At 39.7% G+C, this 23,595-nt stretch carries 19 protein-coding genes and 1 other annotated feature; of the genes, 15 read left to right on the top strand and 4 right to left on the bottom strand.

What is annotated here, in order from left to right:
• Positions 1-166 precede the first annotated feature (166 nt).
• From IGI63_RS08290 to IGI63_RS08240, 11 genes are all read left to right on the top strand, one after another.
• Positions 167-1,114 (top strand): ABC transporter permease, encoded by a 948-nt coding sequence (locus tag IGI63_RS08290; RefSeq protein WP_002354960.1) that lies wholly within the window; start codon positions 167-169, stop codon positions 1,112-1,114.
• Positions 1,111-2,076 (top strand): iron chelate uptake ABC transporter family permease subunit, encoded by a 966-nt coding sequence (locus tag IGI63_RS08285; RefSeq protein WP_002367415.1) that lies wholly within the window; start codon positions 1,111-1,113, stop codon positions 2,074-2,076. The genes IGI63_RS08290 and IGI63_RS08285 overlap by 4 nt, the downstream gene beginning before the upstream one ends.
• Positions 2,073-2,828 (top strand): ABC transporter ATP-binding protein, encoded by a 756-nt coding sequence (locus IGI63_RS08280; protein WP_429975643.1) that lies wholly within the window; start codon positions 2,073-2,075, stop codon positions 2,826-2,828. The genes IGI63_RS08285 and IGI63_RS08280 overlap by 4 nt, the downstream gene beginning before the upstream one ends.
• 38 nt (positions 2,829-2,866) lie before the next feature.
• Positions 2,867-3,820, top strand: coding sequence for a siderophore ABC transporter substrate-binding protein (locus IGI63_RS08275; protein ID WP_002370087.1), 954 nt, complete (start codon positions 2,867-2,869; stop codon positions 3,818-3,820).
• Between the two features lie 147 nt (positions 3,821-3,967).
• Positions 3,968-4,213, top strand: a binding site (T-box leader).
• Positions 4,214-4,262: 49 nt separating this feature from the next.
• The gene (locus IGI63_RS08270; protein ID WP_002359061.1) at positions 4,263-5,906 is read left to right on the top strand and encodes a peptide ABC transporter substrate-binding protein; all 1,644 of its coding nucleotides are present in this window, start codon (positions 4,263-4,265) and stop codon (positions 5,904-5,906) included.
• 21 nt (positions 5,907-5,927) lie between these two features.
• A complete protein-coding gene (gene pepT, locus IGI63_RS08265) occupies positions 5,928-7,148 on the top strand; it encodes a peptidase T (protein ID WP_429975642.1) in 1,221 nt (406 codons plus the stop codon).
• 85 nt (positions 7,149-7,233) lie between these two features.
• Positions 7,234-7,791 carry a GNAT family N-acetyltransferase gene (locus tag IGI63_RS08260; protein ID WP_429975641.1) on the top strand — a complete coding sequence of 186 codons (558 nt, stop codon included), beginning with the start codon at positions 7,234-7,236 and terminating at the stop codon, positions 7,789-7,791.
• Positions 7,792-7,825: 34 nt separating this feature from the next.
• Positions 7,826-8,437, top strand: coding sequence for a YktB family protein (locus IGI63_RS08255; RefSeq protein ID WP_429975640.1), 612 nt, complete (start codon positions 7,826-7,828; stop codon positions 8,435-8,437).
• A 385-nt stretch (positions 8,438-8,822) separates the two neighbouring features.
• Positions 8,823-9,164, top strand: coding sequence for an LPXTG cell wall anchor domain-containing protein (locus IGI63_RS08250; protein ID WP_429975990.1), 342 nt, complete (start codon positions 8,823-8,825; stop codon positions 9,162-9,164).
• A 47-nt stretch (positions 9,165-9,211) separates the two neighbouring features.
• A complete protein-coding gene (locus IGI63_RS08245) occupies positions 9,212-13,438 on the top strand; it encodes a WxL domain-containing protein (protein ID WP_429975639.1) in 4,227 nt (1,408 codons plus the stop codon).
• Positions 13,439-13,931: 493 nt separating this feature from the next.
• On the top strand, positions 13,932-17,756 hold the full coding sequence (locus IGI63_RS08240; protein ID WP_429975638.1) for a WxL domain-containing protein: 3,825 nt from the start codon (positions 13,932-13,934) through the stop codon (positions 17,754-17,756).
• A gap of 55 nt (positions 17,757-17,811) precedes the next feature.
• Here the strand turns inward: IGI63_RS08240 and lepB are convergent, their stop codons facing one another.
• From lepB to rpsD, 3 genes are all read right to left on the bottom strand, one after another.
• The gene (gene lepB, locus IGI63_RS08235; RefSeq protein WP_010707024.1) at positions 17,812-18,348 is read right to left on the bottom strand and encodes a signal peptidase I; all 537 of its coding nucleotides are present in this window, start codon (positions 18,346-18,348) and stop codon (positions 17,812-17,814) included.
• Between the two features lie 61 nt (positions 18,349-18,409).
• The gene (locus tag IGI63_RS08230; protein ID WP_429975637.1) at positions 18,410-18,958 is read right to left on the bottom strand and encodes a biotin transporter BioY; all 549 of its coding nucleotides are present in this window, start codon (positions 18,956-18,958) and stop codon (positions 18,410-18,412) included.
• Between the two features lie 159 nt (positions 18,959-19,117).
• Positions 19,118-19,729, bottom strand: a complete 612-nt coding sequence (gene rpsD, locus IGI63_RS08225) for a 30S ribosomal protein S4 (protein WP_002365342.1) — start codon at positions 19,727-19,729, stop codon at positions 19,118-19,120.
• A gap of 323 nt (positions 19,730-20,052) precedes the next feature.
• Between rpsD and IGI63_RS08220 the strand changes: the two genes are divergently transcribed.
• The 3 genes from IGI63_RS08220 (at position 20,053) to IGI63_RS08210 (ending at position 22,367) form a co-directional block, all read left to right on the top strand.
• On the top strand, positions 20,053-20,856 hold the full coding sequence (locus IGI63_RS08220) for a formate/nitrite transporter family protein (RefSeq protein WP_002365340.1): 804 nt from the start codon (positions 20,053-20,055) through the stop codon (positions 20,854-20,856).
• Positions 20,857-20,927: 71 nt separating this feature from the next.
• Positions 20,928-21,581, top strand: coding sequence for a DNA alkylation repair protein (locus IGI63_RS08215; RefSeq protein WP_002354978.1), 654 nt, complete (start codon positions 20,928-20,930; stop codon positions 21,579-21,581).
• Between the two features lie 9 nt (positions 21,582-21,590).
• On the top strand, positions 21,591-22,367 hold the full coding sequence (locus IGI63_RS08210) for an HAD family hydrolase (RefSeq protein ID WP_002361040.1): 777 nt from the start codon (positions 21,591-21,593) through the stop codon (positions 22,365-22,367).
• A 44-nt stretch (positions 22,368-22,411) separates the two neighbouring features.
• Here the strand turns inward: IGI63_RS08210 and def are convergent, their stop codons facing one another.
• Positions 22,412-22,975, bottom strand: coding sequence for a peptide deformylase (gene def / locus IGI63_RS08205; protein ID WP_002354981.1), 564 nt, complete (start codon positions 22,973-22,975; stop codon positions 22,412-22,414).
• Positions 22,976-23,253: 278 nt separating this feature from the next.
• On the opposite strand from def, the gene rpsO reads away from it, so the two are divergent.
• Entirely contained in the window at positions 23,254-23,523 is a 270-nt protein-coding gene (gene rpsO, locus IGI63_RS08200) for a 30S ribosomal protein S15 (RefSeq protein WP_002354983.1), read from the top strand.
• The last annotated feature ends 72 nt before the right edge of the window (positions 23,524-23,595 follow it).

Genomic DNA, 23,595 nt, shown 5'->3' with positions numbered 1-23,595 from the left:
TAACGTTTCCCTCCATTATAGCATATCTTAGATAAGTCGTTGGTCAGTCGGCTTGAGAAGAAGTTTTTAATAAAGGAAAAAAAGTGGTTGCATTTGTGATGGTTTTCTCATACACTGTAACTAAGAATGAGAATCATTCTCAATTAAATAAAAATGGAGTTTTCTCATGAAAAAGATTGGTTTGTTTGTTCTACTATTACTTTTCAGCTTATTGTCATTAGTGATAGGGGTGAAGGACATTGCACTTTCTCAGTTGTTTCAATTAGATGCGCAGCAACAATTTGTTTTATTTACCACCCGTGTTCCCCGCACGTTGAGTTTAATCATTGCTGGTAGTACGATGAGTATTTCTGGATTGATTATGCAGCAACTCACACAAAATAAATTTGTCGCTCCTAGTGTCGCTGGAACAACCGATAGTGCAAGGTTGGGTATTTTAGTCGCAATGTTATTTTTCCCAACAGCTCCGTTTCTCTATCGAACGGCAATTGCTTTTATTTTTGCGCTAAGCGGGACCTTGTTATTCTTAGCGCTCATTCGATTATTACCAAGTAAGAATCAAGTGATGGTCCCTTTGGTGGGCGTGATGTTTGGTAACATTCTAGGTTCAATTGCCACATTTTTTGCCTATCAATACCAATTGGTTCAAAATATGTCTGCTTGGTTACAAGGAAATTTTTCCACAGTTATGAAAGGGAATTATGAATGGTTATTCTTAATGATTCCTTTGTGGTTTGTTATTTATTTATTTGCTTATCATTTCACTGTCGTTGGTATGGGTGAAGCATTTGCAAATAGTCTTGGCGTCCATTACCAGCGAATTCAGTTTTTAGGTTTGACGCTGGTTGCTTTAGCAAGTGCCATCGTTTTATTGATGGTGGGGAATATTCCGTTTTTAGGGGTTGTGATTCCTAATCTCGTGTCTTTACGTTATGGCGATCATATGAAAAATACCTTGTGGTTAACTGGGATTTGCGGGAGTTTGTTCTTGTTAATCTGTGATATTTTAGCACGAGTATTGATTGCCCCCTATGAAATTCCTGTCAGCGTGGTTGTCGGAACATTAGGGAGCATTTTGTTCATTTTATTATTACTAAGGGGGCGCAAACAATGAAACGGCCTTTAAAAAAATGGCTTTCATTACTTTTGCTTTTAGCTGCCGTAGTAATTGTGAGCCTTTGTTATTTAACTTATAACACGTATGGCAATTGGTCCTTTGCTTTGGCGTTACGAGGCAAAAAGTTATTGGCTTTTATTTTTGTTGGAATCGCTGCGGCTTTTTCAACTATTAGTTTTCAAACAGTCACGCAAAATCATTTCCTAACGCCAAACATTTTAGGGATGGATTCCTTGTATGTCTTTGTGCAGACGGTGTTATTTTTTCTTTTAGGAGGCGCACAAGCGTTAGGCCAAGTAAGTCTTGGGTCGTTTTTGATGAACGTCTTTTTAATGGTGTTTTTAAGTACTAGTTTATCGTATTTTCTATTACGCAAAAATCAATCCGATTTATTTTTATTATTGATGATTGGCATGATTTTAGGTACTTTTTTCAGTAGTATTAGTACGTTTTTACAAGTGATTATGGATCCTAACGAATACGACTTACTCCAAGGAAAGTTGTTTGCCAGTTTCGGTAACGTCAATAGTCAGTATCTCGTTTTCGTTGGTGTGGCGGTACTCATAATTTGTGGGATACTTTGGCGGGAAAGTTACCGTTTAGACGTTTTACATTTAGGGAACCATCAAGCCCAGAATTTGGGGATTGCTGTGAATCAGTTTCAATTAGTGTTGTTGTGTTTGATCAGTAGTCTGGTCGGCTTATCAACAGCATTAGTGGGACCGATTACATTTTTAGGTTTTATCGTGGCCAATATGAGTTATCAATTCATGAAAACCTATCGCCACCGAGAACTGTTTGTGGCAGGGAGTTTAATAGCAGTCTTTTTACTGGTGTTTGGCCAATTGATGGTTGAACAGGTCTTTCATTTGAATACCCCGCTAAGTGTGGTGATTCAATTTGTTGGGGGCGTTTATTTTATATGGAAAATTATTGCAGAAAGGAAGCAACGCACATGATCCAGATGAGTGATGTATCAAAAAAATATGGCGATAAATTTGTCGTTTCAGACATTGATTTACCTATTTCTGAAGGCAAATTAACGGCCTTTATTGGACCAAATGGCGCTGGGAAAAGCACGCTGCTAGCCATGATGAGTCGCTTAATTCCCAAAGATACCGGGGAAATTTATCTGGACAAGCAAGAAGTAAAAACCTGGAAGCAATCAGCTTTTTCACAAAAAATTGCCCTTTTAAAACAAGCCAACGGTGTACAACTTAAATTAACTGTGCGAGAACTGGTCAATTTTGGTCGTTTTCCTTATTCCAAAGGTCGCTTAAAAAGCGCTGACCACGAAAAAGTAACAGAAGCACTGGAACAATTGGGCTTAACTGAAATGGCGGAAGAATACATTGATACCCTTTCTGGGGGCCAATTACAACGGACGTATATTGCCATGATTTTAGCCCAAGATACCGATTATATTTTATTGGATGAGCCCTTAAATAACCTCGACATGAATTATGCGGTTCAAATGATGCAGATTCTTAAACGCTTAGTGGATGAACTAGGAAAAACGATTCTGATTGTTCTACATGATATTAATTTTGCCGCAAGCTATGCAGATGAAATTGTCGCCATGAAAGGCGGAAAGCTCTATGCGCATGGCGCAACAGAAGAAGTTATTCAAACAAGTATTTTAAATGATCTTTATGAAATGAATATCCGGATTTGTGAAATTGAAGGAAAACGCTTTTGTCTTTATCACTAAATCGGGCAATTTAAAAATAACGTTTTTGGAGGAAAAGAATGAAAAAGAAATTTTTAGCAATGATGGCAGTTTCAATGATGGGACTGTTAATGTTAAGTGCTTGTCAAACAAATAAAAAAACAGCAGATTCTGCAACAACAGAAACAACAGCTAAAACGGAAGTCACAGTCAAAGACACCAATGGTCAATTAACCGTTCCCAAAAATCCTAAGAAAGTCGTTGTTTTTGATAATGGTTCCTTGGATACAATGGACGCACTAGGTGTCGGTGACCGCGTGGTAGGTGCGCCAACCAAAAATATCCCTGCGTATTTGAAAAAATACCAAAAAGTTGAATCAGCAGGCGGCATTAAAGAACCAGATTTAGAAAAAATCAATCAACTAAAACCAGACTTGATTATTATTTCTGGTCGTCAACAAGATTATCAAGAACAATTAAAAGCCATTGCGCCAACCATTTACTTAGCTGTAGATGCCAAAAATCCTTGGGCATCAACGAAACAAAATATCGAAACGTTAGGCACTATTTTTGATAAAGAAGAGGTAGCCAAAGAAAAAATAACCGGCTTAGAAAAAGAAATTGCTGACGTGAAAAAACAAGCAGAAGCTAGCGCGAATAATGCGCTTGTTGTGTTAGTTAACGAAGGACAACTTTCTGCTTACGGAAAAGGCTCTCGTTTCGGTTTAATTCATGATACATTTGGCTTCAAAGCAGCAGACGATAAGATTGAAGCTTCCACTCATGGGCAAAGTGTTTCTTACGAATATGTTTTAGAAAAAAATCCTGGGATTCTCTTTGTGGTAGATCGCACCAAAGCAATTGGTGGCGACGATTCAAAAGATAACGTCGCTGCAAACGAATTGATTCAAAAAACCGATGCTGGTAAAAATGATAAAGTCATTATGCTTCAACCAGATGTTTGGTATCTAAGCGGTGGTGGATTAGAATCAATGCATTTGATGATAGAAGATGTTAAAAAAGGATTAGAGTAAAATTGTTTTAGAAAAGAGGAATTGAAACCTCTTTTCTTTTTTTGATGAAAAACAAAAAAGTTTTAAATTAAAAATGTGGTTGACGGCCTCGAAAATGTTTGCTAAACTATCCGTAAATCAGTATGATTGATGAAACAAATAAAAGAACAAAATGTGATGAGAAGGAAAGTACTTTTTAAAATAGCTTGCAGAGAGCCTCGTTTGGTGAGAAGAGGTAGTGACGTTAAAGGGGAAAATGGCCTTTGAACAGGTTGGTTGAAGCCGTTCGCTTAAACCAATTCAGGTGCGCCTGTTATAGCGCTACAGTATGATTGTACTGGAAACGAGCGGATCTTTTTTAGCGAAGAGATCAACAAAGGTGGTACCGCGATTGCATAAGCATTCGTCCTTTTTAGGACGAATGCTTTTTTTATTTGTTTAAAAAATATGAGGGGGCAACAACATGAAATTGGGGAAAAAAGTAGTAGGTTTGATTGCAACAGGGTTTCTTTTAGCCGCATGTGGCGGAACCAAAGAAGCGGCAGAGAAAGTAGATTCGGGAAATTTAGCAGCTGAACAAAAAATCAGTATTAGTTCACCTGCACCAATCTCAACATTGGATACAACACAAACAACAGATAAAAATACCTTTACAATGGCACAACATTTATTTGAAGGCCTTTATCGGTTTGATGATGATAGTGCCACGGTGCCAGCTCTAGCTAAAGATGTCAAGATTAGTGACGATGGGCGCAAGTACCACTTTACCTTGCGGGAGGGGATTAAGTGGAGCAACGGCGAGCCAATCACGGCCCAAGATTTTGTTTATTCTTGGAAAAAACTGGTGACACCAGCGACGATTGGACCAAATGCCTATTTACTAGACAGTGTTAAAAATAGTTTTGAAATACGCAACGGTGAAAAGTCAGTCGATGAATTAGGGATTTCAGCCCCTAATGACAAAGAATTCATTGTTGAATTAAAACAGGCCCAACCTTCCTTCTTAGCAGTCGTTTCGATTGCTTGGTTAGCGCCACAAAATCAAAAATTTGTCGAAGCGCAAGGCAAAGATTACGCCTTGGATAGTGAACATTTACTTTATAGCGGGCCATTTACGCTAGCCAATTGGGATGCGACTTCAGATACTTGGACATTGAAAAAAAATCCAGAATACTATGATGCGGATCAAGTGAAACTGGAAGAAGTTGCGGTTAGTACAATCAAAGAAGATAATACTGGGATTAACTTATATCAAGCGAATGAACTAGACTTAGTTCGCATTAACGGACAATATGTTCAACAATATCAAGATGATCCAGGCTATGTCAGTCATCCAGATGTGGCCAACTACTTCTTAGATTTCAACAAAAAAGAAGGAACGCCATTAGCGAATGTTCATTTACGAAAAGCGATTGGCCAAGCAATTGATAAAGAAGCCTTAACACAAAGTGTCTTAAACGATGGGTCAAAACCCCTCAACGGATTGATTCCAAGTAAACTTTATGCGAATCCAGAAACAGATGAAGATTTCCGAGCATACAGTGGCGAATATTTGAAAAATGACGTCAAAAAAGCCCAAGCTGAATGGACGAAAGCCCAAGCGGATGTCGGTAAAAAAGTGAAACTTTCATTGCTGGCGGCAGATACAGATCAAGGAAAACGAATTGCTGAATATGTTCAAAGTCAGTTGCAAGAAAATCTGCCAGGTTTAGAAATTACCATTTCATCGCAACCAAGTAATAATGTGAACCAATCGCGACGTGAAAAAAATTATGAGTTGTCTCTTTCAGGATGGATTGCCGGCAGTAGTGAATTAGACTCTTACTTTAACTTATATGCAGGAGAATCAAGTTACAATTATGGTAATTATCATAATGCCAAATATGACCAACTGGTAGAAGATGCACGAACGATTAATGCCAATAATCCAGAGAAACAGTTTGCAGAATACAAAGAAGCGGAAGACATCTTGTTGAACCAAGATGCTGCCCAAGTACCGCTGTATCAAAGTGCCTCAAATTATCTAATCAATCCTAAATTGAAAGGCATTAGTTATCACTTGTATGGGGATTATTTCCACTTGCGCAATGCCTATTTAACAGAATGATTCAGGAAGAAGGAGTAAAAAATGGAAAAATTAGTCGAACGATTTTTAACTTACGTGAAAGTTAACACCCGTTCAGATGCCAACAGTCAAACCACACCGACGACGGTCGGTCAAGTGGTTTTAGCCAAAATGATTGAAACAGAACTTCATGAATTAGGCTTGGCCGATGTGCATTATAACGAACAAAACGGATTTTTAACGGCACGGTTGCCGGGTAACCAACCTGTAGCGAAGAGTATTGGGTTGATTGCACATCTGGATACGGCGGATTTTTCAGCAGAAAATATTCGTCCCCAAGTCATCACTAATTATGATGGCCAAGATGTCCTCTTGAATCAAGAACAAGGCATCGTTTTATCGGTTGCTGAATTTCCCAATTTAAAAGAATATCAAGGGGAAACGTTGATTACTACAGACGGAACCACACTTTTAGGAGCAGATGACAAAGCGGGAATTGTCGAGATTTTAGCTGCTGTTGAGTATTTTTTGGCACATCCAGAAGTAGCGCGGGGCGATGTTTGGCTTGCCTTCGGTCCAGATGAAGAGATTGGACGCGGGGCCGATCAATTTGATGCGCCGAACTTCCCAGTCGCTTTTGCGTATACAATCGACAGTGGCCGCGTGGGACATTTCGAGTATGAAACGTTTAACGCCGCTCAAGCTGTGATTACAATTGAGGGAACCAGTGTCCATCCGGGAACGGCCTATGGTTCGTTAGTGAATGCCATTAAATTAGGCGAACAACTTGATCAATCACTACCGCAAAAGGAAGTACCAGAACAAACACGTGGAAATGAAGGATTTTATTTACTCAATAAATTTACAGGAAGTATTGAAAAAGCAGAACTTGTCTATATCATTCGGGATCATGATCAAGAAAACTTTCAAGCGAGAAAGCAATTTTTGGAAAAACAAGTCCAACGTTTAAATGCGCTGGCGGATAAACCCAGACTAACAATTACTTTCCAAGACCAATACTATAATATGAAGGAAATCATCGAAAAAGATTGGACTCCTGTAGAATTGGCCGTCCAAGCAATGGAAAGTTGTGACATTGAACCAATCATCACACCATTTCGTGGCGGGACAGATGGTTCTAAGATTTCTTTCATGGGCATTCCCACGCCTAATCTATTTACAGGTGGCGAGAATTTTCATGGGCAATATGAATTCATTACCGTTGAATCAATGGCCAAAGCTGTTCAGACGATCATTGCCATCATTCGCTTAAACGCTAATTAAAGAAACACGCAAGGGAAATGCCGATTTTCCTTGCGTGTTTCGCTGTTTTTCGGTAAAGTATGTAGAAAAGTAGGGAGTTTTGCTCATGAATTATCCATTGATTTTTGCAGAAAACCAACGAATCGAAACCGAACGCTTGATTTTAAGGCCCGTCACATTAGCCGATGCAGAGGATATGTACGAATATGCTTCAGATGAGGAAACGGTCCGCTATGTGTTTTTGAAAAATCAAACAATCGCTGAAACAAGACAAAACATTGCTAAATTTTTTATGGGGGAACCTTTAGGAAAATATGGGATTGAAGTGAAAGAAACGGGCAAAATGATTGGCACGATTGATTTGCGGGTCAATGAAACCAATAATATTGGAGAATTAGGCTATGTCTTGAACCGTGCCTTTTGGGGCAATGGCTACATGCCTGAAGCCGCGACGGCGTTAGTTGAACTGGGTTTTGCAAAAATGAAACTCATGAGAATCTTTGCTTTACATGATCAAGACAATCCAGCTTCTGGTCGTGTCATGGAGAAAATTGGTTTTACCTACGAAGGAACACTGCCCAATACCCGAATTAGTAAAGGGAAAATTGTCACAGATGTTTATCGTGGGATGACACTGGAAACATGGCAAAATCGACAAAAATAGAAGCGGAAGACAAGTTAAGAGAGGAATTAGAGAAATGTTGATGTTTACAGAAAAAGAATTCGCAGCCTTTGAAGTTGCTGGATTAGATGAACGAATGGCGGTTATCCGTGCGCAAATTCAACCTATTTTTCAAGAATTAGACACGTATTTTGCCGAACAACTAGCGCCTGAACTAGGAACGGAGTTGTTTGTCCATATTGCGCAACATCGCCGTCGCACCGTGTATCCACCAGAAAATACTTGGTCAGCACTTAGTCCGAATAAGCGCGGGTATAAAATGCAACCGCATTTTCAATTAGGCATTTGGGGCGACTATGTGTTTATGTGGTTGTCATTCATTGATAATCCTAAAAATGAAAAGCAGATTGCGCAAGCCTTTTTAGAGAATCAGCAATTATTCCAAGCATTACCAGAAGATACGTATGTTTCCTTGGATCATACGGTTCCTCAAATTACTCCGCTGCCAGAAACGGATTTAGAGAAAGCCTTAACTCGTTTTAGAGATGTAAAAAAAGGTGAGTTTGAAATTGGGCGCATCATTCCCAAAGATAGTGACTTGTGGCAAAAACCTGAAAAAGCACGAGCTTATATGTTGGCAACCTATCAACAACTCCTGCCATTGTATCAATTAGCTGTTGCCCAATAAGAGAAACAGACAGTTATTTTGTGTTTTAGTGTTATTTTATCGAATTATCCAATCGTCAAAAATGAGAAAAGCTCACAATGTTAGTTTTAATTACTAACATTGTGAGCTTTTCTGTAGTTTTTTTGAAAAAAATTAAGAGATGACTGGCTGATTTCTATGGAAAAGTACGTTTTGATAGCCTTTTTTGTTTAAATAACAAGAGTAGCAACCCTTGCTTAATAAGGGATTTTCGCGAATAGATGTTGTCAAATGAAAAAAAATGATGTTTTGAACAAAGAGTTCTTTGCTATTATAAAGGTATGAAAAAGGTTGTTTACGCATTCTTTATATAGAAGAATGTGAATGAGTTAAAAGGAGGTTTTTAAATGAAAAAAAGCGTTATTTAATAATTGCGTGTTTACTATTTTCCCCTAGTTTTTTTATAAATGTTGAAGCATCTGAGGGTGGTTCTAGTTCGGTGGGAATTGAATTTTACCAAAATCCGGCAACACCCGCTCCTAAAGATGCCCCACCGAAAACAGATGAGCCAGCTGCTGATTCCAAGGAACCAGCTGGTCCTCCGCAAGGAGATCAACGAAGTGGTGGTTCGACACAGACCACCACAACTGGCTCGCAGCTCCCTCGTACAGGGAGCAAGAGTCAGGCAAATCTTAGCATTCTTGGTCTTGTCTTGATTGGTCTTGTCGGAATGGTCCAGAGAAAGAAGGGACGACATGAAGCAAACTAAGTGGCAACGATTAGCAACCAGCAACCATTGGCTTGTGTAGTTCTTTAGTGATTAACGCTTTTTCTGGCGTGACCGCAGTTGCGGAAACAATCACGATTGAAAGTAGTCCGACAGTAGCAAGTAGCGCTAAGGAAGCAACATCAGCAAGTAGCGCAACGCCAGAAAGTACGGAAAGCAGTCAAGAAACGACTGAAACGAGTCGGGAAGAAGTGACACAGGAAACAGTGGAACAAGAAGATACAACGGAAATAGCTCAAGAAGAAAATCTGCTGGAACCATCTGGTATTCAAGCGAAAATTATGCCTAGAGCATTTGTCTGGGCAGCTACAGGAACCACGAATAGAACCACGGTTCGTCTTAACGATGTAGTTGATTATCGAATGAAACTGGAAAATATTACAACAGATGATACAAATTCAGATATTGTTGGTCCGATTCGAATTGAATCAAAATTGGCAGCTGGAATGACTAGACCAACGTCAGTTATTATCAAAGTTGGCCCCGAGGAACAAAATGTAGTTATAGGAGAAGGCTCTCATAATGCCAATAGTGGTGGCGAATATTTTGTTTGGACAGAGTCGACTAGGACGGTCACTGCATTTATCAATCATCTACACGGGCGAACTTCTGGAAATACTGGGTATATCAAAACATTGTATTTTCAGACAAGAATTACTTCGGGTACACACAACGAAAAAAAATATATCGATTCCACGATTCGATTTAATGGATTTGGCGCAGTGAATAGACGAAATGAAATGACGTATGTGGATAGATTTTCTGGTAACTTAGGTTTGAAAGGGAATTTAAAATTTTACGATGAGGATGGAGTGGCTAGTAAGGAACAAATGAGTCTTTCCATAAACCCAGTATTATTTAAATCAACCAATTCGAGAGTAGAAGGGACGCTGTTAAGATATCCTTTAACTATGACAAATGCTGGTAGTGGGCTTTATAGGTTTGATACAGGACTAAAAAATATAGGTACTAGTAACGGGGGTTCGTGGTTTTTCTTTAGTAACGATATTGCGATTAATTTTGCTACAGCTACCACCAATAGAATTGATAAAATTGTGTTAGCACCACCTAAAGCAACACTTCCAGACAGCCGAACAGGTGTGATGACTTCCAGAGCGTACACATCAACAACTTATACGAGAAGTAACTATGATATTTCAACATATAACTTTACTAAAGCGACTGGTAAGACATGGCGTATAACGAATCGTAGTTCTAATAGCGGAGTAAGCACCAATATTATGTTTAGTGACAATCTTGTAGGAACAACAGGACAGTTCAATAAAGGGAATTCTGGTGCTACTATTAATTATTATATTTATTACAAAAAGCTTTATGAGAATTTTGTTAATAGTAACGGACAAAAAATTACACCACCATCAGGATTCACACAAGGAAAGCGAACGGTTATTAATAGTGAAGCGTACACTTTTAAACAAAGTGGCACCTTGCCAGATACCTATCAAGCAGACGGCAAAACCTATAAGTTCAAAGGTTGGTACAAAGGCAAAACCAAGCCAAACACCTTGACCACCACCAAAGCACCAAGCTATGCGGTGACTTATAACAATGATGATGATTTGACGGTGGTGTATGAGGAGATTGAGTTTTTTGACTTCCCAGCGCTGACCTATCAATTCGGGTTCGTGGACGAGTCTGGCAAACGAGTAGATGCTTCAACAATTGGGTTGACTTATGACAAATGGCGTGGGGAGTTGTTAACAAATAATGTCAATGACTGGAAAACAGTCAGTCTTGAAAAAGGTCAAGTTGCACCAACCAAAAACAATTTGAAGGAAATTGCTTATCCTGCGCAATCTCTTGAAATACTGAGTGATCGAAGTACACAATATAGTGCGGCTAATTTAACCTTTACACTGCCCAAATACTATGGGAAAATCAGTGTTTATAACAAGAGTGGTACTTTTGATGCAGGCTATCCGTTTCCAAATGTCCAAAATAATAATAGTTCAGAACCATCTGTTGAAGGCTTACACAAAAATCTTTCTAGCTGGTTTGAACTAAAGAAAAGTGGGAACCAATCGTTTGTTTTTAACAAACCGATTCCAGCAGCACCAATCGATGTTCAGGTGCCTGCTTACTTGCGAGAGATTGTCTATATTCCCGATCTGATATCAAATACAGCCGTCTATTATGTAATAGATAAACCTGTCTACTACTATTTAACCAACCGCAAAGTCACCGAAAACTTCGTAGACACAAGCGGTGCCAAAATTACACCACCAACAGGTTTCACCCAAGGAAAACAAACAGCGATTACCAGTGACCCATACACCTTCAAACAAGCAGGTACCTTACCTGATACCTACACAACAGGCGGTAAGACCTACAAGTTCAAAGGCTGGTACAAAGGGAAAACCAAAACCGAGCCTTTAACCACGACGAAAGCACCAAGTTATGGGGTAACCTATAATGATAATGATGATTTGAATGTGGTGTATGAAGAAGTAACAGCTATTTATCCAGGGTTCTATGCGCAATTTGTTGATGAACAAGGCAAAGCTTTTACTAATTTGCTAACTCTTTCTGGAAATTATACTGAGTATCTCAGAAAAACAGGCACCACTGTTTTTGAAACGAAGGGCGTCTTTTATCCAATGACAGGTAAGCGCGATACAACAGTGACAAATAAGTATAAGATTGAAACAACGAGTAGTGTTGCAGTGCCAAATAATTATTGGACAGCCATGCCTGCTGACATTGCTAATAGAGGGTACGCATTAAATAACTTAGATATTACCAATCAAATGAAATATGTTGATAAGATAGAAGCTACTGACACGCGCACTACAATGTATGACTATGCTGGAATTGCAGACATTGGAGTCAACTTGAATAATACTTCTCAGATAGGATTAAACGCTATTGATAAAACATTTGTTAAGCAAGCAGATAACACTTTTGCGATAAAATCAATTTGGGGAAATGGAACGTTTTCGCATATAGTTCCTGCAATGTTATTGTTAGTAAGCAATAGCAGTAAGCCAAGATTATTTGGATTTGATGGTACTCCAGACTATAAACATACGATGAACTACACAGTCACCCGTAAACAAGTCACCGAAAACTTCGTGGACACCAACGGCACTAAAATCACGCCGCCAACAGGTTTCACGCAAGGGAATCAAATTCCCATGACTAGCAACACCTTCAAGTACACAGCCGCAAAAGCCTTGCCAGCAACTTATACCGCAGGTGGCAAGACCTATACTTTCCAAGGCTGGTACAAAGGTAAAACCAAGCCTAATACTTTAACAACCAGCACTACGCCAACATACAATACAACTTTTGATGGCAATGACGACATGACGGCGATGTATAAGGAAGAAGTGCCGAAAGCAAGTGTCGCTTTAACTCGCATTACCGCTGAAACCGTGACTAGCGGCGGCAATGTCACCTGGCGTGCCACAATTACCAATACAAGCCAAGCGCCACTAACCACGGCGACCATCAAGAAATCAACCGCTTGGACAACTGGCTTAGCAGCACCAACTGCCATGATTGTCACGCCAGCTGGCGGCACCGCGAAAACAGTCCCCGTCACAGCAACTACGTGGACCAATGGTGTTAGCTTAGGCACTGACATTCCCGCAGGGAAATCTGCCACGGTTCAGTTTACCACGAAAGCAACGGGGACAGCGGGGCAAGTCTTGCGCGCTGGGATTACCACCAGTGGGAATTACAGTGGTGTTTCTACTTCGGCCACCGTACGTGTGAAAGACAATGATCAAGCAATTGTGACACCAACGGCTGAAGGCTTCATCAGCGTTCCAACCTTCAATTTTGGTCAAGTTGGGGTAGCGGGAAGCACGCAACAGCACAGCTTGAAAAAAGCCGCTGATTATTATGGCAACGGCACACGCAATCCCTATCTGCGGATCAAGAAAACCCAAGCGAATTGGAGCTTAACGGCGCAACTGTCGCAACCGAAATCAGCGACAGACAGCTTGCCTACAGCAACCCGCTTATTATTAGGGACGGCGCCTGTTTCGAGTTTCTCAAATTACAACCAACCTACCGAATTGAAAAATGCGGTCGGTACTACGAGTACCATTAGTTTGAATGCCAACAACACGGCCACTAGGATTATTGCCAACCAGCAATTCACTGGGAGTAATATCTATCAATTGGACTTCACCTTCAACAATGTCAAACTTGAAGTGCCAGCCAACCAAGGGGTCAAAGGGCAACAATACCAAGCCGCAGTTACGTGGAACTTAGTGACAGGTCCTTAAAATAGTTAAGTTATCATGAGGAAAGCTCAAAATGTTAGTATCGAATACTAACATTTTGAGCTTTTATTTATAAAGATTAAGGAATTTAGCTGAGAATCAGTAGCGAAATGGCAGATTTTCTTGATTTTCGCGCATTTTTCCAGTGAAAAAGGACTCTTCCGCCTTGGTATAATAGGAATCGTCGGAAAAGTCACTTGTCTGTAGCAAAATTTGAAATTTCAAGCCCGCCTTTTTTTGATAAAATAATGGAGAAAATTAAAAGGTGTACATATACCAATGAACAATAAATCAATACATAAAAAGGAGAAGAGCATGAATCAAAAATGGCAAAAGTTACTTCCAACAAGGAACTCACCTAAGAGGTGGTTCAGCACAAGCTATCACGACTGACCCTTGCGCCCTGTATGAGGGAACAAGGGTCAAGCAAATCTTAGCATTCTCAGCTTAGCCTTCATCGGCTTGGCGGGAATGGTACATAGAAAGAAGGGACGACATGAAGAGAATTAACTGGCAACGATTAGCAACCATTGGCTTGTGTAGTTCTTTAGTGATTAACGCCTTTTCTGGCGTAACAGCCATTGCGGAAACAGTCACGAGTGAAAGTAGCCCGACAGTGGCAAATAGTATTAAGGAAGCAACACCAGCAAGTAGCGCAACGCAAGAAAGTACGGAAAGCAGTCAAGAAACGACTGAAACGAGTCAGGAAGAAGAAAAGAAAGAGATAGAGAAACAAGAAGAAACAGACAGAAAGATTGTGAATGATGCCAATAGCATAGTGGCGAAGGATATACTGAAAGAAGCTAATAAAAAGCTAGCTAAGGCAGTTGTTTATTCACCGGTATTCCCAGGTTTTAATGCTGAGTTTTTTGATGAAGAGAATAAAGCATTTACAGAACCTCTAAATATTACTGGAGAGTACGTCCATTGGCTTGCTTCTACTACACAAGTAGTACGTTATACAGATACAATGTATCCGATGGTATCTAGTAAATCTACAGTAAATAATAGACATAAAGTAGTGACACAGAATGCAATGCAAGTACCCAGTAACCTGTCTGAAGTCCTTCCAACTGGGTATACACAACGAGGATTAGGAATTAATAAGTTACAAATTACAACACCTTTACGTTACGTAGATAAAATTGAGCTTACAACAACCAGTGTACCAGGATATTATTATAATTTTAATGGAATAGCTGGACCTCCTTTGACAACAGTAGGAGTGAGTCATAATGCTGTTGAGAAGAATTTTATAAAAAACAATACAGATAATACTTTCTCTATTCAGTCAAAATGGGGAGCAGGAACAGTTTACACCGTTCTTCCTGTAACAGCTATGGTAACAGGAAGGCCTGACTCGCCAGTTACAGCGTTATTAATAGGATTTAATGCCGATACAGAACCACATCCATATGTTGCGAAATACAAAGTCACCCGTAAACAAGTCACCGAAAAGTTCGTAGATGCTAACGGCGTAGCCATTACACCGCCAACAGGTTTTACCCAAAACAAGAAAACACCAATGACCAGCAATGACTTCACCTTCAAACAAAGCGGTACTTTGCCAAACACGTATCAAGCAGACGGCAAAACCTATCAGTTCAAAGGCTGGTACAAAGGCAAAACCAAGCCAAGTACCTTGACCACGACTAAAGCGCCAAGCTATGCGGTGATCTATGATGGGAATGACGATTTGACAGTGATGTATGAGGCGATTCAGAATCCAGTGACTTTGCCTGATCGCATGTATCGTGTCCTATTTATCAATGAAACAGGGGGGCTGACATTTGCTGATCGTTATGGCTTTACTGGAGAATTAGTTGAGGTTGCGGATGGCAAAGTAACGCCAATTGGCCCAGTTCCGACTAACGATAATAGCGCAGTAAAAGAAATCACTATACCAGGTCGGGTTTTCGATACAGAAAGACCTACACAGTTGCAATATGGAGTTCGCAATGCAACCTTTACGTTGCCCAAAATGTATAAAACCGTAACGTATCAACCTGGCCCTAATTATACAGGTACAGCCTATCCTATTCCAGAAACGTATCGTCTTAGTTTAAGAAGTGGTGTCAAAAGTGACATCGATACAACTGGATGGCGAATTGGTCTTGACCCGACAACAGATCCACAAAAGTTTACGATGAGCGGTATATACTGGTCATCAATGCCTGCAAATGTTAGGCTTGCGACACTACTAAGTGCTACTAGCACTGGTAAAGGAGTAGAACCGATTATCTATACGCTAGATGAAAATGCACGGATGTATCTTTACCTAGAAAATCGTCGTGTTACGGAAAACTTCGTAGATACCAATGGTACTAAAATCACCGCACCGTCGGGTTTCACTCAAGGGAAAAAAACAGTAATTACTAGTGATTCGTACACCTTTAAGCAAAGCGGAGATTTGCCAGATACCTATAAAGTCGGCACGAAAACCTATCAGTTCAAAGGCTGGTACAAAGGTAAAAACAAACCAGACACCTTGACGACGACCAAAGCTCCCAGTTATCCAGTCACTTATAATGATGATGATGATTTGACGGTAGTCTATGAAGAAGTCGTGATGAAAACGTATAATTTACCAGCCAAAGATGTGTACTTTGGTTATGTTGATGAGGCAGGTAACCTATTGAATACAGCAGGCTTTTCTGTAGAAGCCGAATTAGGTGAAAGTGACGAAACTGAATCAACAGTATTAGGGAAAATCCAAGGAACTGATGAAGTGATGAGTAAATTAAAAAAATTATCGATTCCTGGCAAGTCATATGATTTCCCGATAGAGAAGCTTAAGACATATGGTGCAAGGTCTGTTAATCATACGATTCCTAAACAATATAAGACAATGTCGATTACACCGCTAGCTACTTATACGGGAGACAAAACAAAGTATCCTATGAGCAAAGAGATCCGGAAAAATATAGAAGCGCCATATACGGTTGTTTCTCAAGCTGACGGAGCAGAAGCCTTCAAATTAACTGACGCTGGAACTTTTTTTAGAACCAGACGAGCTTTTTGGACATGGGACCCGAATAACACGTTGTATGCTATGGGAATTTATTCAGGGACAGTCGGAAAAAACTATAACCTAGCTTCTCCAGAGGGAACAATCTACTATTATTTAGAAAATCGCCGAGTCACTGAAAACTTTGTGGATCCAAGCGGCGCTAAAATTACGCCGCCAACAGGCTTCGCGCAAGGGAAACAAACAGTGATTGATAGTGATAATTTCACTTACGCTAGTACGAAAGCCTTACCAGACACTTATACAACAGGAGACAAATTCTATAAGTTCAGAGGCTGGTACAAAGGTAAAATCAAACCAGGTACCTTGACAACGACTAAAACACCAAGTTACGCTGTGACTTACGACGATAAAGACGACATGACAGCAGTCTATGAGGAAGTCCAGCCAACAGCAGAAATGACGGTTAGTCGGTTACTAGAAGTGATCCCAAATGAAGCTTCTATGGTTTGGACAGTTAGACTAAAAAACACCAGTGAAGTTCCATTGACCAACGTTAAACTAGCCCCAACTGCCAAATGGGCGGCAGGTATTTCGGTACCGACACAATTAGCTGTTCGTATTGGTAATACACCAAATAAAATTATTCCAGTGACGGCAGAACAATGGCAAGCAGGGGTTAATTTGGATATAGAGATTCCTGTGAACGGTGAAGCCTTAGTGACAGTGGGTACAGCGAAAATCACGGGAGAACCAAGACAACTTTTAACCGCAGAAATGACAGCTAGTGGAAACTTTTCTGCAGTGACAGCTAGTAACTTTGTACGTATTCAAGGAGAAGATCAAACGATTACGCCAACACCAGTAGAAGAAGGTTTCATTAGTACACCAACATTTGATTTTGGGAAAATTACGATTAACAGTAGCACTAAGCAGTACGGACTGAAAAAAGCCGCTGATTACTATGGCAACGGCACACGTAATCCATATCTACGAATAAAGACAAGCCAACCTAATTGGCAGTTAACAGCACAATTGTCACAGTTAACAGCGTCAGCTGATAGTTTGCCAACTAGTACGCGTTTATTATTAGGAAGTGCGGATGTTATAGCAATCGAAAACTATAATCAAGTCACAGAGTTAACAAATAAAGTTGGGGTTACGAAAGCCTTAACTTTGACGAGTGACGGCACATCTACACCAGTAATTCTTAATAACCAATTTACAGGTAATGATGTCTATCAATTAGATTTTGATTTTGCCAATGTGAAATTAGAAGTCCCTGCCAATCAAGGGAAAATAAATGAGAAATATCAAGGAACGGTGACGTGGAACTTAGTCACTGGACCTTAAAAAAATAGTAAACCGCCCCCAAAAAGTTAGACTTTTTGAGGGCGGTTTATTATTTTTATGGAAAGCCAATTTTATCTAACGGATAATAACGAAAAGTCAAAACACCTTCCACACTCGCTTGTTTAACAAAGCCAAAGTAACGACTGTCATCTGAGCGCGGGCGATTATCCCCCAAGACAAAATACATGCCTTCTGGAACGGTCAGGGATTGGGTGGCTTCTAAGGTCTCTAGCGTAAAATCTTGGGTATAATTTTCATTTTTAGAGACATTTCGTTTAGCACTTGCTAAGTAATCTTCACTGAGTGATACACCATTAATATAAAGGGTATCATCGCGATACTCGACTGTTTCGCCAGGTAAACCAATTAAACGTTTGGCTACTCGTTGGCCGTTGCGAGGACTGGGAAAAGCGATAATATCAAAGCGCTGTGGCTTTTTAATCGAGGTCACCCATAAACGGTCGTTGTTATGAAGTGTTGGTTCCATTGAAGAGCCGTTCACCGCAGCAGGGGAGAAAACATAGTGTCGAATCAGCAAGACAGCGCCGACTAACAAAACCAACTGAACTAATCGTTTTAATAATGAGGACATGGACTTCACTCCTTTGTCCTTTTAGTGTACTACAGACAAGGAAAAGAAAAAAGTTTTCCCCTTAAGAAAGGTGTGCTAAAAAACGTTTCATAAAGCGTTGGCGAATTAAAATACCAACATAAGCAGCTGCGACAGCCTTGATGATACCAGGAATAATAAACGGAGCAAACCCGCCAGCGAAAGCGTTTGGCCACGGCAGATTTGCGGAATATTTCAACCAAATCATACCGAAAACTAAGGTAACTAAGGCGCCGGCAATATTTGCGATAATGGCCCAAGTATAGTTAAAGGTTGTTTTTTCTAAAATATAACCAGTTAATAAGCCGTTAAAGATAAATCCGATTAAATAGCCGCCAGTTGGTCCAAAGAGTACACCGAACCCGCTAGACATCCCAGCGTAAACGGGTAAACCAATTAATCCTAATAAGAAGTAAATTAAAATAGCGTAGGTCCCCGTTCGCTTGCCCAAAACGGTAGCGGTTAAGCCGATGGCAAATGTTTGTCCAGTTAAGGGGACAATCCCCAATGGAATTGTAAATTGTGAAAGTACAGCAATAATCACAGCGAATTCTGCTGCTAAAATTAAAGAGCGTAACGATGATTTATTCATAAGAAGCCTCACTTTCTATTGTTAACCAATTATTTTTATTTGGTTAACAATAGTTTAGCGGAAGTAAACAATTTTGTAAATAGGGCAAAGAAAAAAACCTTGCCAAGAAAGGCAAGGTTTTGAAAGAAGGTAAGAACCGTAGTTCGACCTTTTGAAATCTTAAAGTTTTTGGTTGTAGTATTCAACGACAAGTGCTTCGTCGATTTCTGGGTAAAGTTCATCACGTTCTGGTAAACGAGTGAAGCTACCTTCTAATTTTTCAGTGTCAAAGCTTACGAATGCTGGACGTCCAACAGTTGCTTCAACCGCTTCTTTAATTGTTGAGATGTTTTGAGATTTTTCACGAACACCGATCACTTGACCAACTTCAACGTGGTATGATGGAATATCAACACGTTTGCCGTCTACAGTGATGTGACCATGGTTAACTAATTGACGTGCTTGACGACGAGTAGTTGCAAGACCTAAACGGTAAACAACGTTATCTAAGCGTTGTTCTAGTAAAACCATGAAGTTAACACCGTGTTTACCTTCTTTGATTTTGCTTGCTTTAATGAACAACGTACGGAATTGACGTTCGTTCATGCCATACATATGACGTAATTTTTGTTTTTCAGTTAATTGCATTCCGTATTCAGAAACTTTACCACGGCTGTTAGGTCCGTGTTGACCTGGTTTGTAAGGGCGACGAGCTAGTTCTTTACCAGTACCTGATAAAGAGATACCTAGACGACGAGATACTTTCCATGATGGTCCAGTATAACGAGACATTAAAAATTCCTCCAATAAATAAATGTTTTTTTGGAGTAAAATAATTAGATGAAAAATTCATATTCGTTCAGTTCATTCTTCAACCTTCGCCTTTGCAGCCGCGGTTACGCAGTTGAACCAAGTTTGGCAATGAACTGTTGACGAGTTATTATTCTTCTGCTGCAATTATTTTACACAAAATCTAGTATACTTAATAGGATAGGAAACGTCAAGGTTTTAAAGTGAAATATGAAAAAAAGGTAGACAAAAACACTTTTCCTCATTAGAATAAGGGGAGATGTTTTGAAAATATAAGTTGAAAACGGAATGAAAGGGAGTTTACAATGAAGTCTGGTTCACCATTGTTTGAACAAATTGATAAATCCATCGACAAGAAAGTGAATTTATTCTCAAATAGCTTTTCCCGCTACGCTGTTCGTGCAATGCTTGCTTGTCTATTTTTAACGTTGGGAACAGCCGTTGCTTTTGCAATCGCAATTAAAGGAGAAGGGATTTCTCATGGTTTAGGGAAAATGCTTTACGCCTTCATGTTCAGTTGGTCACTTGTGATGATTTTATATATGAATGCCGAACTTGGTACCTCGAATATGTTGTACATGACTGTTGGGGTCTATCGTAAAAAAGTCAACTTTTCCTTAGCTGCAAAAATTTTATTTACCTGTATCTTATTCAATTTAATTGGTGGCGTCTTGTTTGGATTCTTGGTATCACTTACAGTACCGTTCCAAGATTTGCCAAAAGATAGTTTCTTCTTTACATCGATTGCTGGAAAATTAGAAAAAACCACCCTACAGATTTTAGTTGAAGCTATGTTCGCCAATATTGTAGTTAATACAGCCGTATTAGTGAGTATGCGAATGAAAGATGACGCCGGCAAAGTCGCGGCCATTATTTTCATTATCTTTATCTTTGCGTTCCTTGGTTTTGAACACGTGATTGCCAACTTCCCAGCCTTCAGTTTAGCTTACTTTGCTTCGAACGGCGCAATTGAAGCTTTCACAGCTGGTAATGTTGTTCATAATCTGTTCTGGGCCTTTATCGGTAACTTTATCGGTGGTGGCTTAATTATGGGTCTCGGCTATGCCTGGTTAGATAAAGACAACAAAAACTTAACGTATTTTGATTAATTGACCAACCAACTATACTAAAACATGGTACACTGTTTTAGTATAGTTTTTTTATTATAAGGAGCGAAGGAATGGACACACTTCAATTTCAGAAGAACCCAGAAACAGCAGCAAAAATGTCTGCTTATATGAAACACCAGTTTGTTTTTGCAGGCATCCCCGCCCCAGAACGTCAAGCGTTAAGTAAACAACTTTTAAAAGAAAGTCATACGTGGCCAAAGGAAAAATTATGCCAAGAGATTGAGGCTTATTATCAAAAAACAGAACGAGAATATCAGTATGTCGCTATTGATTTAGCCCTTCAAAATGTTCGGAGATTTTCATTAGAAGAGGTCGTAGCGTTTAAAGCCTATGTTCCACAAAAAGCGTGGTGGGATAGTGTGGATGCTTGGCGAAAATTTTTTGGGTCGTGGGTGGCGTTACATCTGACTGAATTGCCAACGATTTTTGCCCTTTTTTATGGCGCTGAAAATTTCTGGAATCGGCGTGTTGCGCTGAATTTACAGTTGATGTTGAAAGAAAAGACCAATCAGGACTTGTTGAAAAAGGCGATTATTTATGATAGAACTACAGAGGAGTTCTTCATTCAAAAAGCGATTGGCTGGTCATTGCGCCAATATAGTAAAACGAATCCGCAATGGGTCGAGGAATTGATGAAAGAATTAGTGTTGAGTCCTTTAGCACAACGAGAAGGCAGTAAATATTTAGCGAAAGCGAGCGAATAAGGAGAAATGATGGAAAGAAAACTTTTTGCATTTGATATTGATGGGACGTTGTTAAATTCGGAGAAGAAAGCATTGGATAGCACGAGAGAAGCGCTAGCAAAATTGCGGGAGCAAGGACACTTAGTTACGCTGGCAACTGGCAGAAGTCGTTATATGGCGCAAGAGGTGATTTGGGATTTAGATTTTACTAATTACGTATTATGTAATGGCGCCGCGGCTTTTGTGGATCATGAGCAATATTATCAAAATTTATTGCACGCTGAAGCGTTGGAACGTTTGGCACAAGACAGTGATCAACGCGGCTTAGGATTTGCTTGTGTGGGCTTAGATGATATTAAGAAGAGCAACCAGCACCGTGCTGAAAAAATGGAAATTGCGATGAACTCTTTTCATTTTCATTCACCTGCTTATGATGAACACTTTTATCGTCAAAATGATATTTACCAAGCGTTGGCTTTTTATGACGCAGAAGATCAGTGTACGTTTGAAGAAGAATACCCAGAATTTCGCTTTATTCGCTGGCATCAACATAGCGTAGATGTTGTGCCTAAAGATGGCTCAAAATCAGCTACGTTAACGTATTTAGCTAAACGTGTGGGCATTGATGCAAAAAATATCATTGCCTTTGGGGACGGCGAAAATGACCGAGAAATGTTAAGCCATGCAGGGATTGGCGTCGCAATGGGCAACGCGAGTCCTTCCATTCAAAAAGTGGCCACAATGGTCACAGATACAAATGATAATGATGGGATTTGGAAAGCCTTAAAAGAAATGAAGGCCATTTAAAAAAACTGGGCCGTTTGTCTGAAAACAAACGGCCCAGTTTTTTTTTATTCGATAACTAAAACGCCCTCTTTTAAAGCAAATGGATTTTCTTTGTTAATATGATCGTAGAACATAATGCCATTAATATGATCAATTTCATGTTGAACCACAATCGCTTCGTAGTTTTTTAAACGAACTTTGTGTTTTTCGCCAGCCATGTCAAAATAACTGACGGTAATTTTGTTATGGCGAACGACATACCCAGGCACATCCCGATCGACAGATAAACAGCCTTCCCCTTCACCTAAACATACATCTTGCACAGAATGGCTCAAAATTTTAGGGTTGTACATCACCGTACTTAATGAAGGCGTTTCGTTTTCTGGGTCGTTACTAGGAACATGGACAGCAATAATTCGTTTAGAAATATCTAATTGTGGTGCAGCTAAACCAACGCCACCACGTAATTGTAATTCTTCGGCTTTGACTGGATCTTGACTGTTTTTTAAGAAAGTCAACATGTCCTCACCTAATTGTCGGTCTTCCTCAGTGATAGGGACAGGCACTTCTTCTGCCACAGCACGAAGTGTGGGGTTCCCTTCACGAATAATATCTTTCATTGTAATCATTCAATGGTTCCTCCTTTGAAACATAAAAAATTCTTCTTTTATTTATTCATGCGCTGAAATAATCAGTTGTTTACCACCATTTAGTGTATCACAAAATCACCAAAAAAGGGGCTAGATTGTTTAAAAAAACTATCGAATAATAGAGATTAAGCTTGCATTTTAGCGGTGTTTCCTGTAAAGTAAGCTTGTGTGGAAACACACCATCTATCACTTGGTTTAGCGAGTCACCAACGCTTCACTCAGTGATCAGACGAATAATAGAGAAAGAGGTGGAACAAATGGCAATTTCACAAGAAAGAAAAAACGAAATCATTAAAGAGTACGCACGTCATGAAGGAGATACTGGTTCTCCAGAAGTACAAATTGCTGTCTTAACTGAAGACATTAACCAATTGAACGAACATGCGCGTACACACAAAAAAGATCACCATTCTTACCGTGGTTTAATGAAAAAAATCGGTCACCGTCGTAACTTGTTAGCTTACTTACGTAAAACTGACATCCAACGTTACCGCGAATTGATCCAACGTTTAGGATTACGTCGTTAATCATTACGTATAAAGCGAGGTTCAATCAGAATCTCGCTTTTTATCTTATTGTCACTATTGAAGGTCCTCTTT

Source organism: Enterococcus sp. DIV0086 (assembly GCF_050498705.1).
GTDB classification, from domain to species: Bacteria; Bacillota; Bacilli; order Lactobacillales; family Enterococcaceae; genus Enterococcus; species Enterococcus faecalis.
This window is presented reverse-complemented; position numbering and strand designations above follow the sequence as displayed.